A 16181-nucleotide genomic window follows, 5' to 3' on the forward strand; every position below is an offset into this window, starting at 1 on the left:
TTTCGGCAAAGGAGTGAGACATGTTTAATATTGCGTTATTTGGCGCTGGCAGGATTGGCCAAGTGCATGCTGTAAATATTGCAAAGCATCCCAAGACAACACTGTATTCAATCATCGACCCCTATGTTGAGGGTGCGAACAAGCTTGCCGAAGAATATGGCGCGCAAGTACAAGAGATCGAGCAAGCAATGACCGATCCGAATGTACACGCAGTATGTATTTGCTCTGCAACCCATACACATGCAGACCTTATTGAAATGGCCGCCGCACATGGGAAAGTCATTTTCTGTGAAAAGCCAATTGATTTAGATCTTAGTCGTGTCCGTGATTGTTTAGCGACAGTACGTAAGCATGGCACACCGATGATGGTTGGTTTCAACCGCCGTTATGACCCACAATTCAGAACTGTGAAGAACCAGCTAAATGCAGGTGTTATCGGTCAGCCGGAATCACTAGTGATCACCTCTCGTGATCCGTCGCCACCACCTGCAGAATATTCCAAAGTATCTGGTGGTATGTTCCGTGATATGACTATCCATGATTTGGATATGGCTCGTTTCATCATGGGTGAAGATCCTGTTTCGATCACAGCACACGGCAGCTGCATGGTTGATCCTGCTATCGGTGAAGCAGGGGACATCGACACCGCTGTGTTGGTGCTTAGCTTCCCATCAGGTGCGATTGCAACTATTAATAACAGCCGTCGTTCCGGTTACGGTTATGATCAGCGCCTTGAATTGCATGGCTCGAAAGGTTTGCTACAGGCACACAACGTTACAGAGAACTTGGTACAGCACTGGGGTGAAGAAGGCTGCGTAGCTGCAAAACCTCAGCACTTTTTCCTTGAGCGTTATGAAGCTGCTTATGTTGCAGAATGGCAGGACTTTGTTGACGTGCTTGAAGGTAAAGATCCTGAATGTGGCGGTGCGGATGGTGAATTTGCCCTTGTCATGGCTGATGCGGCCCTTGAGTCGATGAAGCAAGGCAAAACTATCAAGCTGTAATGTTTAAAAAGCCTCCTGAGTGATGACGGGAATGGGGTGACAGTTACCCCCCAATGACACTGCCCCAAAAAGTTAATCACTCTCTAAGCCCCGCAGTGCGGGGCTTTTTCTGTTAACGTCTTTTTGATTTTTTACCACTTTGTCGTAGGACGGCAGTCATTAATGAATTATGAAGTGATAAAAAGAGTAGGAAAGGGAAAGGCTTAGCTCAGAACGTTGATTTCAAGATCGTTACTTGCGCCTTGTCGATAGGCCAACGAAACTGCCAGTGTTTGTGCAAGGCACAAAGAAGCTGATTGGGAGCGGAAAGCTTCGACCTGGGCTTCTTTCACCACAAAGCACACATCACTGAAGGTGGCTAATGGGCTAACTTGGCTGTCGGTGATTACAATTTGTTTGGCACCGGCTTGCGAGGCAACCTCGCTGAGAGTGACAGTCTCTTGCGCATAAGGGCTAAAGCTGATGGATAGTACTGCATCATTAGGGCCAATCATCGAGAGTTGTTCTTTGAACATACCGCCTAACCCATCGATCAGGAATGCGCGGCGCTCAAGGTGACGTAATGCATAGGTGAGATAAGATGCGACGCTGAAAGAGCGTCTCAAGCCGATAAGGTAGATGTTATCAGCATTCATTAATATCTCGACCGCTTCTTCAAGCTTGTCTGTTGGTGTTTGCGCAGCAAGGTGATTCATTGCTTGTGCGTTCGCACGGGCGAACTCTTGCAAAATCATGGCCGGACTTTCAGGTGCGCTTTGTTCAGCGTCGAGCTCTTTGAAGAGTTTAGCTCGCTCGGTATAGCTTACTGTTTCTTCTACAAGGTTACGGCGAAACAGCTGTTTCATATCGTTAAAGCCGTTGAAACCAAATGCGTTGGCAAAACGGATCAAAGTAGAAGGGGGGACTTCAGCTTGGCTGGCAATTACTGCAACAGTGTCGAAAGCGACACTGTTGGAGTTATCTAGCACATAACGCGCGACCTGCTGTAAACGCTTGCTAAGATCGCTATAACGCGTTCTAATTTGATCTTGCAGTTCGGTAAGGTTATTGGCAACAGACATCTCATACTCCCTTCAATTGCTCCTTTATGTATTGTAATAGCTAAGACACCAGTATGAAACATATTTTTCATATAATGCTGAGTATATGCATAATTAGAATATACATTCCAAATATTATTGGCAGAAAAGTACGGTTTTGAGTTGAGTGGAAACCTAAACTGCGCAGGTGATGTCTTTCTGCCTGATTGGCCATGATTCCGTGAGATAAATCGGGATTTGAAAATGAAGAAAGTGATATGTTGAAAATTTCAACATATCACTTTTTACAATTGAATCTATAACGCTGCTATATTTTTAATCGGATTTCGAGCCAAAATCATGGATGAAAGAAGTAAATTATATCTAGAACAATATCTTAGTACTCTGCCTGATGAAGTTGCATCAAAGTACACCTCATTTAGCGCAGATTATTTTTGTGCCGATGAATACAATGCAAATGTATGTGCTGATCTCATATTACGTGGTGAAAAAAGAGTATCGTGCAGCTTAGACATTTGGTACAGCGAACAAGGTGAAAGCATGCCTGAAGTTGGTCATCTTCAGGTTGTAACCAATTGGGATGGTACGCCAGTTTGTATCACAGAAATAACCTCGGTATCAAAGTGCAAATACAATGAAGTAACGGCAGAATTTGCAGCGTTAGAGGGAGAGGGCGATAAGACTCTAGGTTGGTGGGAAAAAGCGCATTGGGACTTCTTTTCAAAAGAGTGCGAAGAACTCAATATCAGCCTATCAGAAGACATGCTACTTGTCTTAGAGCAGTTCAAAACTGTGTACCCACAAAAAATATAACAAGCATATATGAGGGATTATCAACACTTGGTATTTTTCGTTCTATTTCAGTTTAAGTGTTTATGGCACAATCGTTTAGGTTGGGTGGTCGCGTTGTTCACCTTAATGCGGCTATGTGTCAGAGTGCCTCATTATACGAAGTAAATGGAGAGAGTATGCGATTTTTATACGTTATGGATCCCATGTGCGCTTGGTGTTATGGGTTTCAACCGGAACTAGAGAGATTTTTAGAACATTATCCTTCAGCTGACGTTGACTGGATAATGGGAGGGTTAGCTCCTGACACAGAAGAGCCTATGAACGAAAACCTAAAGCAAGCGATCTCTTCTTATTGGCACGAAATAGAAAAAGTTTCCCAAGTAACGTTTAATCATAGTTACTGGGAGTTAAATACACCTTATCGTTCGACATACCAAGCTTGCCGAGCAGTGATATCAGCTGAAAAGTTAGCCGTAAAGAGTGCTCAAAAGATGGTAAGAGCTATTCAATTGGCTTATTACCGTGAAGCTAGAAACCCTTCTTTAGATCGAACGCTGATTGATTGTGCTAAGTCATTAGATTTAAGTGAGCAGCAGTTTTTGGCGGCTCTTCATTCTAAGGAAACGGAATTGCGGCTTCGAGAACATCTAACTATTGCGCGTCATTTTCAGGTTAGTGGGTTTCCAGCTTTCTTTTATATCAATGAAGGTAAACAGGTTTACCCTTTAACTCTCGGTTTTTGCAAAGCTGACGAGCTTTTTGAACGCTTTACACTAATTCCTGAAGCGTGAGTGCATACAACGTCTTTAAGGCGGTCACCTCGTTGGCCGGAAAAACTGAACTGATGTGGGTATATTCGGGAACGGATCGCTAGGTAAACAGGGGCTGTGCCTTACGTTATAGATACGCATTAACTCAAACCGTTATTGCACAATAACCATCAATAATGGTCTGAATATTGGTATCGCCCGTGTTTCCCTGTTGAATACGACGATAATGGCCCAATGTTTTGTTTTTGTATTTTGTTGCGATTTCGGCTTGTTCGGTCGAATCAGATTGCCAAATGTTGCTACCGACAGCACTGACTTGCTCACGGTCTCCGCGTGTCGATGAGACGAGCATAATTTCATAAAAACGACGATTGTCTTCGATGAGTACTTCGTGTTCTAGTCCAAAGTCTTGCTTAATCAATGTTTTGCGCAGCGTAAACTGATGATTAACCGGGCACAGTAAGAAATCAATATTACTATTTTGATGGTCCTGATGAATAGCTTCTACAAGTTCGCTCATTAAGTCACCCCCCACACCAGCAATGATGACCAATTGCTTACCGCTATATTGGTTTAGAGGGAGCTTTGCCACATCTTGGCAGTGGACTTTCCACGTGGCCTCAGGGTAGAAACGCTGAAGTTTTTGTTCCAATGCTGCCATCAGATCCGGAACAATATCAACAAAATGAACTGTTTTTGCTGCCTGTCGAGACAAGAGCGCTGCACCGATAAAGCCATGGTCACAGCAACAATCCCAAACATGGGTATAGTTAGGTGTGACCATTTGCTCGATTTTCTTCAATCTTTTACTGAGTTTCACGGGAATGCCTGATTAACGTTTTAAAACGCGCGCATTGTACTGGTTTTTACCCTTTTAGCGAAGTAGCTAAAGTGAATATAGTGCCACACCTGAGCAATGGCCTCTGCTTTTAGTAATGTGTTTGAGAATCGAGAAGGCTGTCGACATCTATGGTTTCCATTTCTTGTAATCGTATTTTCGCTTATGGTGCTTTACGTCTTTAAGGTACTATTTCTGTACTGTTTTATTAACAATTCAACTGGCGCTATCGTCTAGGTAGGTAAGGGGAGAACGGTACAAAAAATGTTCGAAACTAAGTTAGGAAATCAGTTAGAAAATCAGTTTGTTGAGTTTATCCAATCAGAAATGCAGCAAGATCTCGCTCATGATATGAATCATGTGCTTAGGGTCGTTAAAACGGCCAAAGAATTATGTGCAAGTGAAGGGGCGGTACTTGAAGTCGTCCTTCCTGCTGCTTACCTACATGATTGCTTTTCGTTTCCAAAGAATCATCCAGATAGGGCGAAAAGCTCTCAGGTTGCGGCTAATAAAGCGGTGGAGTTCCTGGCTAGTATTGATTACCCCTCTCAATATTTTGAGGCAATTCACCACGCTATTGTTACGCATAGCTTCAGCGCCAATATAGAGCCAAAAACACTAGAAGCTCAAATAGTTCAAGATGCAGACAGGCTAGATGCTTTAGGTGCCATTGGCATTGCAAGATGTATTCAGGTGAGTTCAAGCCTAGGTGTTAGCTTATATGATGCAGAAGATCCATTCAGTGAAGACAGAGATCTGAATGATCGGCTCTACACCATCGATCATTTCTACACCAAGCTCTTTAAATTGAAAGATACGATGAACACGTTATCTGCAAAGGCTGAAGCAGAGAAACGTACCGTCTTTATGGAAGAATACCTAAAGCAGTTAGGCGCAGAGATTTAACACTTAGGTAAATAAAAAAAGCCACGTAACCCTAGGGGAGATACGTGGCACCTCAACGTGAAGTCCTACAGTAAAGCTAATTCTTTATAGGCCAAGTTGTATTTATTTTTATGTACTCGTCTTTATGCACTTATTAAGGGCAATGACTATTTGCTCTTTTTCTGTCGCTTCATATCGAAGACTACAGCGACCACAATGACCAAGCCTTTCACCACCTGCTGCCAGTATGCCGAGACGTTAAGTAAGTCGAGGCCGTTTTGCAGTACACCCATGATCATGGTACCAATGATGGTGCCTTGAATCGTCCCGATACCACCGGCGTGGGACACACCACCTACTGTTGCCGATGCAATGGCATCTAGCTCATACATTAACCCGAGGCCAGGCTGACCAGAGTTGATACGGGCAGATAGGATAAGTGCTGCAATACCGGCTAGTAGACCTGCATAGGTATATACCAGGATTTTATACTTCTTAACGTTGATCCCTGAAACATAGGCGGCTGTTTCGTTTCCACCAATTGCGTAGGCATATTTACCAAAGCGCGTGTAGTTAAGCAAAATGTAAGACACAATAGCCATAACAATAAAGATAACCACCGGAACGGGAATACCGGCAATGGTACCCTGACCAATCCACTGGTAAGAATCGATAAGGCTACTAACTGGACGGCCATCTGAGTAGAGCAGGGCAGCACCACGAGCAATAATCATCATACCCAAGGTTGCGATGAACGGAGGGATACCGGTATAAGCGATTAGTGCACCGTTAATATAGCCACAAAGTGCACCAACAGCTAACGCGACAAGGATTGGCACGATAACCGGTAACTCAGGCATGGCAGGATACATCCGCATGCCCCAGTCGAGAGTTTGCGCCATACTGGCCGAGGCCACAGCAGCAACGGCCAATACCGAGCCGGATGATAAGTCGATACCCCGGGTAATAATGATGATGGTCACCCCAAGGGCTAGCAGGCCGATACTGGCCATTTGGGTTACAACGTTAAGTAAGTTGGCTACTGTAAGGAATACTGGAGATAGAATCGTCATCACCACACACATGGCGATGAAAACAACGTAGATAGCATACTTTGAAATCAAGCGTTTATAATTCTGTGGCGATTTCGCACCAGACGTTGCTTCTATTAACTTCGCAATCATAATGACTTTCCTTGATTAATTTTTGCGTCACCCTGTCACGACAGCAGTGATTATGCGGTTTGGCTCTGGGAGTGTTATGCCAAGGCCATAGACATGATTTTTTCTTGGGTCGCTTCAGTACCGTCGAGCTCGCCTTTTAGTTTGCCTTCATGCATGACCAATACGCGGTCACTCATACCGATAACTTCTGGCAGCTCCGACGAAATCATGACCAAGCTTTTCCCCATACCGGTTAAAAGACGCATGAGTTTGTAAATTTCAGATTTTGCACCCACATCGATGCCTCGGGTGGGTTCGTCGAGGAACAGAATATCGGGCTTGGTCAACATCCAGCGGGCGAGCAGCACTTTTTGCTGGTTACCACCACTGAGATTGTCGATAGCTTCATGCATATTCGGGGTTTTTACTTTGAGCTTCTTACAATGGTCTTCACTGTCTGAGCGCATTTGACGGACATCGAGCACATTTGCTACACGACTCTTGTAAGCATCTAGATGGGCGATAGACGTATTGGCAAAAATATCTAACATCAGATAAAGGCCTGAATGACGGCGGTCTTCAGTTAAGAAAGCCATCTTGTGGCTAATGGCGTCCTGAGGGGCTTTGATCTCTACATGTTCACCGTTGATCCAGATCTCTCCGGTGTCTATTTTGCGTACGCCGAATAGTGTTTCAATGAGTTCTGTTCGACCCGCGCCGACAAGGCCTGCAATACCTAGGATTTCACCTTCATGGAGCTTGAAATTCATGGGTTGAAAGCAGTCGTTAACTGACAGGTTTTTCACTTCAAGTCGAACTTTTCCCGGCTTGGCTGTTGGGGGGGGGAAAACATCGCCAAGATCACGGCCAACCATCATCTGAACAAGTTCGTCATGGTTTGTGTCTCTCGCTTCGCGTTCGCCGATATAGCAACCGTCACGGAATACGGTAATGTCATCACAGATTTTGAAAATCTCATCCATCTTGTGGCTGATATACACCATGGCAACGCCTTGGGATTTGAGCTTTTCGATGATCTCGAACAGGTGGGCGACTTCTTTGCCAGTCAGCGCTGAAGTCGGTTCATCCATGATGATGATTTTTGAATTGAATGAAATAGCCTTGGCGATTTCAACCATTTGCATTGTTGCGACTGTTAAGTCGCTCATCAAAGTACGTGGGTCCAGATCTAGGTCAAGGCGCTGAAGTAGGTCTGTGGTATCGGCGAACATCTTTTTATGATCAATGAGCTTCAATGGCCCTTTAATCGGCTCCCGGCCTAGCCAGATGTTCTCAGCAATATTCCGGTGAAGAATGGGGGATAGTTCTTGGTGAATCATTGAAATACCACTTTCCAGTGATTCTTTTGCGCCTGTGAAGTCTACGAGTTCTCCTTGATAGCGAATTGTACCTGTATCTCGTTGATATGTGCCAAACAGCACTTTCATCAAGGTCGATTTCCCTGCACCATTTTCGCCCATAAGCGCCATCACGCGGCCTTTCTTCAGGGTAAGTTGCACATTATCGAGTGCTTTTACGCCGGGAAAGGTTTTGGTAATACCACGCATCTCAAGTATTACTTGGCTCATACTGATTTGCTCCAAAGTAGGCCCTACGTCGCTAACGCAGAGTAGGGCCGGATAAGTTATTTACAGAGAGGGATATGAATTAACCTTTAGCTTGGAATTCAGCTAGGTTGTCTTTGGTTACAAGTTCAGCAGGAATCCAAGTGATTTTTTCTTGTGGCTTTTTATTGATAGCGTTCAGTGCAGCATCAAGTGCACCTCTGGCTTGACCTACACCATCCTGGAAAACGGTGGCATCCAATGCGCCTTGTTCAATAGCCATGATGCCATCTGGGGTAGCATCAACACCGACGACGATGGTGTCATCTAGTTTGCCTGCAGCACGAAGTGCCTGAATTGCACCGAGTGCCATGTCATCATTGTTTGCCAGAATGATGTCGATTTGTTCACCAGAATTGATCCAGTTTTCCATTACGATCATGCCTTGCGAGCGTTGCCATAGACCGGTTTGCTTACGGGTAACGTTGTATTCTGGCTTGTCTTTGAAGAAGTCTTCTGCACCTTGGGTACGAAGCAATGCGGCTTCAACCGTCATCATGCCCATAATGATACCGATATTCCCGCCATCCGTTTTCGAGGCTGCATATTTTGCCTGCTCTTCACCGAAGCGTACTTCGTTAGAGCCGACATAAGACACCCCATCAGGTAGGTAACCAGGGCGACGGTTCAGGTATACCAATTCGATGCCTGCTTTTTGAATGCTGTCAGTCACTGGTTGGGTTGCATCAGTATTAACCGGAACAAGAATGATACCGTCAACTTGCTGGACAATGAAGTTTTGGATTTGACCCAATTGTTTCACTGTATCTTCTTTTGCATCGACGAAAATGAGCTCAACATCGCCCAACTCCTTTGCGTACTCCGCCATAGAATCTTTCATGTAGACCATGAAAGTATCGTCAAAGTTTGGGATAGCAACGCCGATCTTTGTTTTAGCTTCGCCTTCCTCACCACCACAAGCAGCAAGTGTTAACACCGCGCCTATGATGGCAACTTTGCGTAGGATTCCTTTAGCTAGGACCATTGTCGTCGAGACAGAGTTCGTAAGTAGAGAAGTAATTCCATGTATCAGTGACGGCATTGTAGCCTCCTTATTATTGTGCACTTAACCGTTCTCTTTTGTGAAATATATATTTCAAAAGACCGGTAAATTGGTGCTAATAACTTTCTAGAGTGAAACGTGGTTCTAGAAAGCATGTTCACGTTGATTGAAATAAATTTATTATTTTTATGTAAACAACTATAAGCTCGTGCTCGATTAATAACCACCCCTGATTGAGTGAAAATGACAGAATTGTTAACCAAGTCTCACTGAAATCAATGCTTAATAGCTACTAAATGCTCTAAAATTATGATTTTTAAAGCTAAATATGACGCATGTATCATTATTATTCGCTAACTTGTTGATGGGGAATGAAATGTTGTGATATCGCAAGTGTGTTGCGGTTATGTTGCTTTAATTTGAAAAATATTTTTCATTCTCGTCGTCTTCTTACTGATGTTTTGTTGGAGGGAGGAAATTCTACCTTGATCACAAAACACATATTTCATTTCACTTTTCATTTAAAATGAAATGAATATTTCGTATTATAAATGTATCGAAATAGTGAGCGTTGAGATAGCTGTTCTCAACGTAGATTGCCAAAATCAGTTCAACCATTATCAGAACGATTTTTAACTACAGCAGTGGTTAAAGGAAGGAGTGGAAAGGATGAATACCAGCAATAAGAAATTGGATCTTATTTGTTTGGGGCGAGTTGCCGTGGATTTCTATGGCCAGCAGATTGGTGCGCGCCTTGAGGATATGGGCACTTTCTCTAAGTATCTCGGTGGATCATCAGGCAACGTCGCCTATGGTACAGCAAGGCAGGGGCTGAAGTCCTCTATGCTGGCTCGAGTTGGTGATGAGCACATGGGTCGCTTCTTAAGAGAAGAGTTACAGCGTGTGGGTGTTGATACCAGTAATTTAATTACCGATGAAGAACGTTTAACTGCTTTGGTTATTCTCGGCATTAAAGATGAAGATACCTTTCCACTGATTTTTTACCGCGATAACTGTGCTGATATGGCAATCACTGCTGATGATATTGATGAAGAGTATATTGCCTCAGCCCGTTGCCTAGCGATCACCGGTACTCATTTGTCTCACCCTAATACCCGTGAAGCTGTACTGACGGCATTGCGTTATGCCCGCAAACATGGCGTTAAAACCGCGATTGATATTGATTATCGCCCTGTCCTTTGGGGGTTAACCCACCTTGGTGATGGTGAAACTCGTTTTATTGAATCAGGTCAGGTGACGGAACAACTTCAGGAAGTTCTGGGTTTGTTCGACCTAATTGTTGGCACCGAAGAAGAATTCCACATTGCCGGAGGCTCAACCGATACGGTGGAGGCACTCAAGGCGGTGCGAGCAGTCAGCAAGGCCGAGTTAGTTTGTAAACGTGGCCCTTTGGGATGCTCAGTATTTACTGATGATATTCCTCATGATCTTGATGAAGGGATCACCGTTGAAGGGGTTCGCGTTGATGTGCTGAACGTGCTCGGTGCGGGTGATGCCTTTATGTCGGGCCTGTTGCGTGGATACCTTAACGAGGAAGGCTGGGAGAAAGCCTGTGCTTATGCCAATGCTTGCGGTGCCTTGGTGGTGTCACGTCATGGTTGTGCGCCAGCGATGCCTTCAAAAGAAGAGTTGGATGACTATTTGACTCGTGCCAATGACGTTCCACGTCCGGATCTTGATGGCCGATTGAATCATCTTCACCGCGTCACTACCCGTGATAAAGAGTGGGACGAATTATGCGTATTGGCTTTTGACCACCGTATCCAGTTTGTTGATATGGCACGTGAAGCCAATGCCGATATTCGTCGAGTTAAAGCACTGAAAAAAATCATTTTACAAGCTGGCCGTGAAGTCGCTGAAGAAGCAGGGCTTAATGGAAAAGCGGGTTTGCTGTGTGATAGTACATTCGGTCAAGATGTCTTGAATGACATTACCGGTGAAGGTTGGTGGATTGGTCGCCCAATAGAATTGCCTACTTCCCGGCCACTTGAGTTGGAGCACGGCAATATTGGGTCCCAGCTAATTGATTGGCCGTTAGAGCATGTTGTGAAGTGCTTGGTGTTCTTCCACCCAGATGATCATCATACGTTGCGCCTTGAGCAGGAGAAGCAAGTGCGTGAAGTGTATGAAGCGTGCTGCAAAACAGGCCATGAATTACTGTTGGAAATTATATTGCCTGCTGATATGGAACGCTCCGATGCGTTATACCTGCGTGCCATGCAGCGTTTTTACAACTTAAGTGTTAAACCTGACTGGTGGAAACTACCGCCGATGGCTGCTGAATCTTGGCAGGACATCAGTGAACTGATCCAAGCTCGCGATAAGCACTGCCGTGGTGTTGTGTTACTGGGTTTGGATGCACCAGAAGATGAATTGAAAGCAGGCTTTAATGCGGCGGCGAATGCCAGTGTTGTAAAAGGCTTTGCCGTTGGCAGGACTATTTTTGGCCAACCTTCTCGTCAGTGGCTAGCCAATGAGATTGATGATGCTGGTTTGATTGCACAGATTAAGCAGAACTATCACAACTTAATCACTATGTGGCGTCAGCGTGGCTAAAGGAGCAGACAATGAGTATTAATACTGTACGGCTGACAATGGCTCAGGCATTAGTTAAATACCTACAGGCGCAAAAGGTGGACGTTGATGGTGAAATTCAATCCATGTTTGCAGGCGTGTTTGCTATTTTTGGTCACGGCAATGTAGCAGGGCTAGGGGAAGCGCTTTACCACGCCAATGAAACTTTGCCGACATACCGTGCTCATAATGAACAAGCAATGGCGCATAGTGCGATTGCTTTTGCCAAGGCCAATAATCGCCAGCGAATGATGGCTGCCACAACATCGGTTGGTCCCGGTGCATTGAATATGGTGACAGCGGCTGCTCTTGCGCATGTCAATCGTCTACCCGTCCTACTTCTGCCTGGAGATACGTTTGCTACCCGTGAACCAGATCCTGTATTACAACAGGTTGAGGACTGGAGTGACGCAACAATTACGCCGAATGATTGTTTCAAACCGGTTAGTCGCTTCTTTGATCGTATTACGCGTCCAGAGCAGTTATTGAACAGCTTGCCGCAAGCGATGCGAGTGCTGACCGATCCGGTTGAGTGCGGCCCTGCAACCATTGCGCTCCCGCAAGATGTTCAAACCATGGCTTTTGATTACCCGTTGCATTTTTTCAAAGAGACAATCCACCGAGTGCGCCGTCCGGGTGCCGATGAGCAAGAATTGGCCGGAGCTGTTGAATTAATTAAACAAGCAAAACAGCCGTTGGTTATTGCTGGTGGCGGGATCCACTATTCCGGGGCTTTAGAGCAATTCCGTGAGTTTGTTGAAACTTATGAGCTGCCTGTTGGTGAAACTCAGGCAGGTAAAGGGGCCTTGCCATGGGATCACTCATCGAACCTTGGCTCCATAGGTGTTACAGGTTCAGCCGCTGTGAACACGATGGCCGCAGAAGCTGATGTCATTATTGCTGTGGGAAGTCGGTTGCAGGACTTTACCTCAAGTTCTAGAGCCTTGTTTAAGGCTGATGCAAAAATAGTCTCGTTGAATGTGAACGGCTTTGATGCCACTAAGCACTACGGAACGCCATTGGTTGCTGACGCTAAGGTGACGCTTCCTAAACTGACGCAAACATTAGCAGATTGGCAGGTTGCTGCTGATTGGAAAATGAAAGCAGAGACACTTCGCCAGCAGTGGAACGAAACCGTTTCTATTGCTATGACCGACCGTGGAACTGAACTGCCGACCGATGCCGAAGTGATTGGAGCGGTTAACCGTGCAGCTGATGAAAAAGACATTGTTGTCTGTGCCGCGGGTGGCTTACCTGGCGAATTGCATAAGTTATGGCGTACCCGCTATGACAAGGGATATCACCTTGAATACGGCTTCTCTTGCATGGGGTATGAGATCGCTGGCGGGCTTGGCGTCAAGATGGCTAAACCAGATTCTGAAGTTTTCATCATGATCGGTGATGGCTCATACCTCATGCTTAATTCTGAAATAGCCACTTCGGTTATGTTAGGTCACAAGCTAGTGCTGGTGGTGTTGGACAACCGTGGTTACGGTTGTATTAACCGCCTTCAACATGCTTGTGGTGGGGCTGGGTTTAATAACTTGCTTAAAGATTGCAACACTGTCGAAGAAGGCGCACCGAAAACTGACTTTGCAGCCCATGCCCGTTCGTTAGGGGCGCAGGCAGAACAAGTTGCTAGTATCGCCGAGCTTGAACAAGCCTTGATGCGAGCTAAGCTGGCCACGTCTACTTATGTCATTACCCTGGCGACCGACCCTCTCAGTACGACTGAATCCGGTGGTTCATGGTGGGAAGTTGCGGTGCCGGAAGTGTCTGAGCGTGAACAAGTACGTGCGGCCAGAGTACAGTATGAAATCGCCAAACAACAGCAAGTTATTTAAGGAGAATAAGCATGACTGTTCAACTAGGTATCAATCCACTGACTTGGACCAACGATGACTTGCCATCTCTGGGGGCAGAAACACCGCTTGAGACGTGTTTGAAAGAAGGTCGTCAAGCCGGTTTTGCAGGCTTTGAGCTAGGGAATAAGTTTCCGCGTGAAGCCAGCGTACTTGGGCCAATTTTAGCGAATCATGATGTTAAGTTGGTTTCTGGTTGGTACTCCGGTGAGCTGCTAACCCGTACGGTTGAAGAAGAAATTGAAGCCGTACAATCACATTTAACATTATTGCGTGAGTTGGGTGCCAAGGTGATGGTATTCGCTGAAGTGACCAATTGTATCCACGGTCTACAAGACACACCAGTGCGTTTGCGCCCTAAGTTCCCTGCTGACAAGTGGCAAGAATATGGTAAGAAGCTCAGTGAGTTTGCCAAATACACCAAAAGCCAAGGTGTCGAAGTTGCTTATCACCATCACATGGGTACGGTTATCGAAACCGCTGACGATATCGATAACTTGATGGAGTACACCAGTGATGAGGTAGGTTTGCTGCTTGATACCGGCCACCTGACATTCGCAGGTGCTGACCCAGTACTGGTCGCAACGCGTTGGGCTCATCGTATCAACCATGTTCATACCAAAGATGTAAGAGCTGATGTATTGGCCAGTGCACAGAACCGAAATACCAGTTTCCTAAATGCGGTATTAGATGGCGTATTCACGGTACCGGGTGATGGTTGCGTAAATTACCCAGCGGTATTCGAGCAGCTGAAGAAAGCGAATTATCAAGGTTGGTGCGTTGTAGAGGCAGAGCAGGATCCTTCCATTGCTCACCCAATGACGTATGCAACTTTAGGTTTTAACAATTTACAAAAACTTGCTCGCGAGGCCGGGCTATTAACTGGCGAAGGCCAAGAGTAATGACAGGAGCAAAATCAATGGAAACAGTTCAAAACTTCATTCAGGGGCAGATCAGCGAAAGCCACAGCCAGCGCTTTGCACCGGTATTTAACCCGGCGACAGGCGAGCAAACTCGTCAGGTGGTTCTAAGCTCTGCGGCCGAAACTGCTGAAGCTGTTGCAGCGGCAGATAAAGCATTCCCTGCTTGGGCTAAAACTTCACCGCTAAAACGTGCCCGCGTAATGTTCAACTTCAAAGCATTGTTAGAGCAGAACATGGATAAGTTAGCTCGTTTGATTTCTAACGAGCACGGTAAAGTCTATTCTGACGCAGTCGGTGAATTGACGCGTGGTCTTGAAGTGGTTGAGTTTGCCTGTGGTATTCCACACCTGCAGAAAGGTGAGCACTCAGCAAACGTGGGAACCGGCGTGGATAGCCATTCGTTGATGCAGCCATTGGGTGTGTGTGCCGGTATTACGCCATTCAACTTCCCGGCAATGGTACCAATGTGGATGTTCCCAGTTGCATTGGCAACAGGTAATACGTTTATACTGAAACCATCAGAGAAAGATCCATCATTGGGCCTGGTTATTGCAGAATTATTGAAAGAAGCTGGCTTGCCTGATGGTGTATTTAACGTCGTCAATGGTGATAAAGAATCTGTTGATGTGCTGCTTACTGATCCACGCGTTCAAGCGGTAAGTTTTGTTGGTTCGACACCCATTGCTGAGTACATTTATTCAACAGCCTCTGCACACGGTAAGCGTTGCCAAGCGCTTGGAGGCGCGAAAAACCACTGTATCCTGATGCCAGATGCTGATTTGGATATGGCGACAAGCGCTATCATGGGCGCAGCTTATGGTGCTGCTGGTGAGCGCTGTATGGCATTATCCGTTGTGGTTGCCGTTGGTGATGAAACCGCTGATCAGGTTATTGATAAACTGAAGTCACAAATTGATGTGATGAAGGTGGGCCCTGGTGTGGTTGATGGCCCTGAAAATGATATGGGCCCAGTTGTTTCAGCTCAGCATAAACAGAAGATCTGTGACTATATTACTTCAGGTGTAGAGCAAGGGGCTTCACTGGTTGTTGATGGCCGTGATATTCGCATTGAAGGCCATGAAAACGGCTTCTTTGTCGGGCCAACACTGTTCGATAATGTGTCACCAGAAATGACCATTTATCAAGAAGAGATCTTCGGCCCAGTCCTAGCGATTGTACGTGTACCGGATTATCAGACTGGCCTTGAGCTTATTAACCGCCATGAATACGGTAATGGTACCGCTATCTTTACCCGCGATGGTGAAACTGCCCGTCAATTCAGTGAAGATGTACTGGCTGGTATGGTTGGAGTGAACGTGCCAATTCCAGTCCCAATGGCCTTCCATAGCTTCGGTGGTTGGAAGCGCTCAGTATTCGGTCCGCTGAATGTACATGGCAACGACGGGGTGCGCTTCTATACCCGAATGAAGACAGTCACTAGCCGTTGGCCTGCCAGTGTTCGTCTTGAGCAGCACAGCAGCAGCTTTGTTATGCCGACGATGTAAACGCAAATTGATTTGAATTGTAAAAGCCAGGCTGTTCTCAGTCTGGCTTTTTATTTGTGTTAGATATAATTCATTATTTACTGTGTTTGGTATAGGTATCGCTATGTTCCTTTTAACTGTTGCTGAAGACTTAACATCCTGTTTTCGTTAAGTTCTTCAGTCACATCCATGTATCG

General features: G+C 45.6%; 13 protein-coding genes. 8 read left to right on the forward strand and 5 right to left on the reverse strand.

What is annotated here, in order from left to right; genetic code table 11:
* Positions 1 to 20 precede the first annotated feature (20 nt).
* Entirely contained in the window at positions 21 to 1004 is a 984-nt protein-coding gene (gene iolG / locus NHN17_RS17495; RefSeq protein WP_255043946.1) for an inositol 2-dehydrogenase, read from the forward strand.
* Positions 1005 to 1207: 203 nt separating this feature from the next.
* Here the strand turns inward: iolG and NHN17_RS17500 are convergent, their stop codons facing one another.
* On the reverse strand, positions 1208 to 2065 hold the full coding sequence (locus tag NHN17_RS17500; protein WP_255043947.1) for a MurR/RpiR family transcriptional regulator: 858 nt from the start codon (positions 2063 to 2065) through the stop codon (positions 1208 to 1210).
* Positions 2066 to 2383: 318 nt separating this feature from the next.
* Here NHN17_RS17500 and NHN17_RS17505 point away from each other — a divergent pair, with 318 nt between their 5' ends.
* Positions 2384 to 2857 carry an ASCH domain-containing protein gene (locus NHN17_RS17505; RefSeq protein WP_255043948.1) on the forward strand — a complete coding sequence of 158 codons (474 nt, stop codon included), beginning with the start codon at positions 2384 to 2386 and terminating at the stop codon, positions 2855 to 2857.
* Between the two features lie 155 nt (positions 2858 to 3012).
* Positions 3013 to 3627 (forward strand): DsbA family protein, encoded by a 615-nt coding sequence (locus tag NHN17_RS17510; protein ID WP_255043949.1) that lies wholly within the window; start codon positions 3013 to 3015, stop codon positions 3625 to 3627.
* A 124-nt stretch (positions 3628 to 3751) separates the two neighbouring features.
* On the opposite strand, the gene NHN17_RS17515 is transcribed toward NHN17_RS17510, so the two are convergent.
* Complete coding sequence (locus NHN17_RS17515; protein ID WP_255043950.1) at positions 3752 to 4426, reverse strand: tRNA (adenine(22)-N(1))-methyltransferase; 675 nt, start codon at positions 4424 to 4426, stop codon at positions 3752 to 3754.
* Positions 4427 to 4708: 282 nt separating this feature from the next.
* Here NHN17_RS17515 and NHN17_RS17520 point away from each other — a divergent pair, with 282 nt between their 5' ends.
* Complete coding sequence (locus NHN17_RS17520) at positions 4709 to 5350, forward strand: HD domain-containing protein (RefSeq protein ID WP_255043951.1); 642 nt, start codon at positions 4709 to 4711, stop codon at positions 5348 to 5350.
* 146 nt (positions 5351 to 5496) lie between these two features.
* On the opposite strand, the gene NHN17_RS17525 is transcribed toward NHN17_RS17520, so the two are convergent.
* The 3 genes from NHN17_RS17525 to NHN17_RS17535 form a co-directional block, all read right to left on the reverse strand.
* Positions 5497 to 6513, reverse strand: coding sequence for an ABC transporter permease (locus tag NHN17_RS17525; protein ID WP_255043952.1), 1017 nt, complete (start codon positions 6511 to 6513; stop codon positions 5497 to 5499).
* A 74-nt stretch (positions 6514 to 6587) separates the two neighbouring features.
* Positions 6588 to 8081 carry a sugar ABC transporter ATP-binding protein gene (locus tag NHN17_RS17530; RefSeq protein ID WP_255043953.1) on the reverse strand — a complete coding sequence of 498 codons (1494 nt, stop codon included), beginning with the start codon at positions 8079 to 8081 and terminating at the stop codon, positions 6588 to 6590.
* 79 nt (positions 8082 to 8160) lie between these two features.
* On the reverse strand, positions 8161 to 9102 hold the full coding sequence (locus tag NHN17_RS17535) for a sugar ABC transporter substrate-binding protein (RefSeq protein WP_373689577.1): 942 nt from the start codon (positions 9100 to 9102) through the stop codon (positions 8161 to 8163).
* Positions 9103 to 9789: 687 nt separating this feature from the next.
* Between NHN17_RS17535 and NHN17_RS17540 the strand changes: the two genes are divergently transcribed.
* Genes NHN17_RS17540 through NHN17_RS17555 form a run of 4 tightly spaced genes read left to right on the forward strand, consistent with a single transcriptional unit; the run spans position 9790 to position 16005 of the window.
* Positions 9790 to 11697, forward strand: a complete 1908-nt coding sequence (locus tag NHN17_RS17540) for a bifunctional 5-dehydro-2-deoxygluconokinase/5-dehydro-2-deoxyphosphogluconate aldolase (RefSeq protein WP_255043955.1) — start codon at positions 9790 to 9792, stop codon at positions 11695 to 11697.
* 11 nt (positions 11698 to 11708) lie between these two features.
* Positions 11709 to 13559 carry a 3D-(3,5/4)-trihydroxycyclohexane-1,2-dione acylhydrolase (decyclizing) gene (gene iolD / locus NHN17_RS17545; RefSeq protein WP_255043956.1) on the forward strand — a complete coding sequence of 617 codons (1851 nt, stop codon included), beginning with the start codon at positions 11709 to 11711 and terminating at the stop codon, positions 13557 to 13559.
* A gap of 11 nt (positions 13560 to 13570) precedes the next feature.
* A complete protein-coding gene (gene iolE / locus NHN17_RS17550) occupies positions 13571 to 14479 on the forward strand; it encodes a myo-inosose-2 dehydratase (RefSeq protein ID WP_255043957.1) in 909 nt (302 codons plus the stop codon).
* Between the two features lie 17 nt (positions 14480 to 14496).
* On the forward strand, positions 14497 to 16005 hold the full coding sequence (locus tag NHN17_RS17555) for a CoA-acylating methylmalonate-semialdehyde dehydrogenase (protein WP_255043958.1): 1509 nt from the start codon (positions 14497 to 14499) through the stop codon (positions 16003 to 16005).
* Positions 16006 to 16181: the final 176 nt, after the last annotated feature.

Source organism: Photobacterium pectinilyticum (genome assembly GCF_024357955.1).
GTDB lineage: Bacteria > Pseudomonadota > Gammaproteobacteria > Enterobacterales > Vibrionaceae > Photobacterium > Photobacterium pectinilyticum.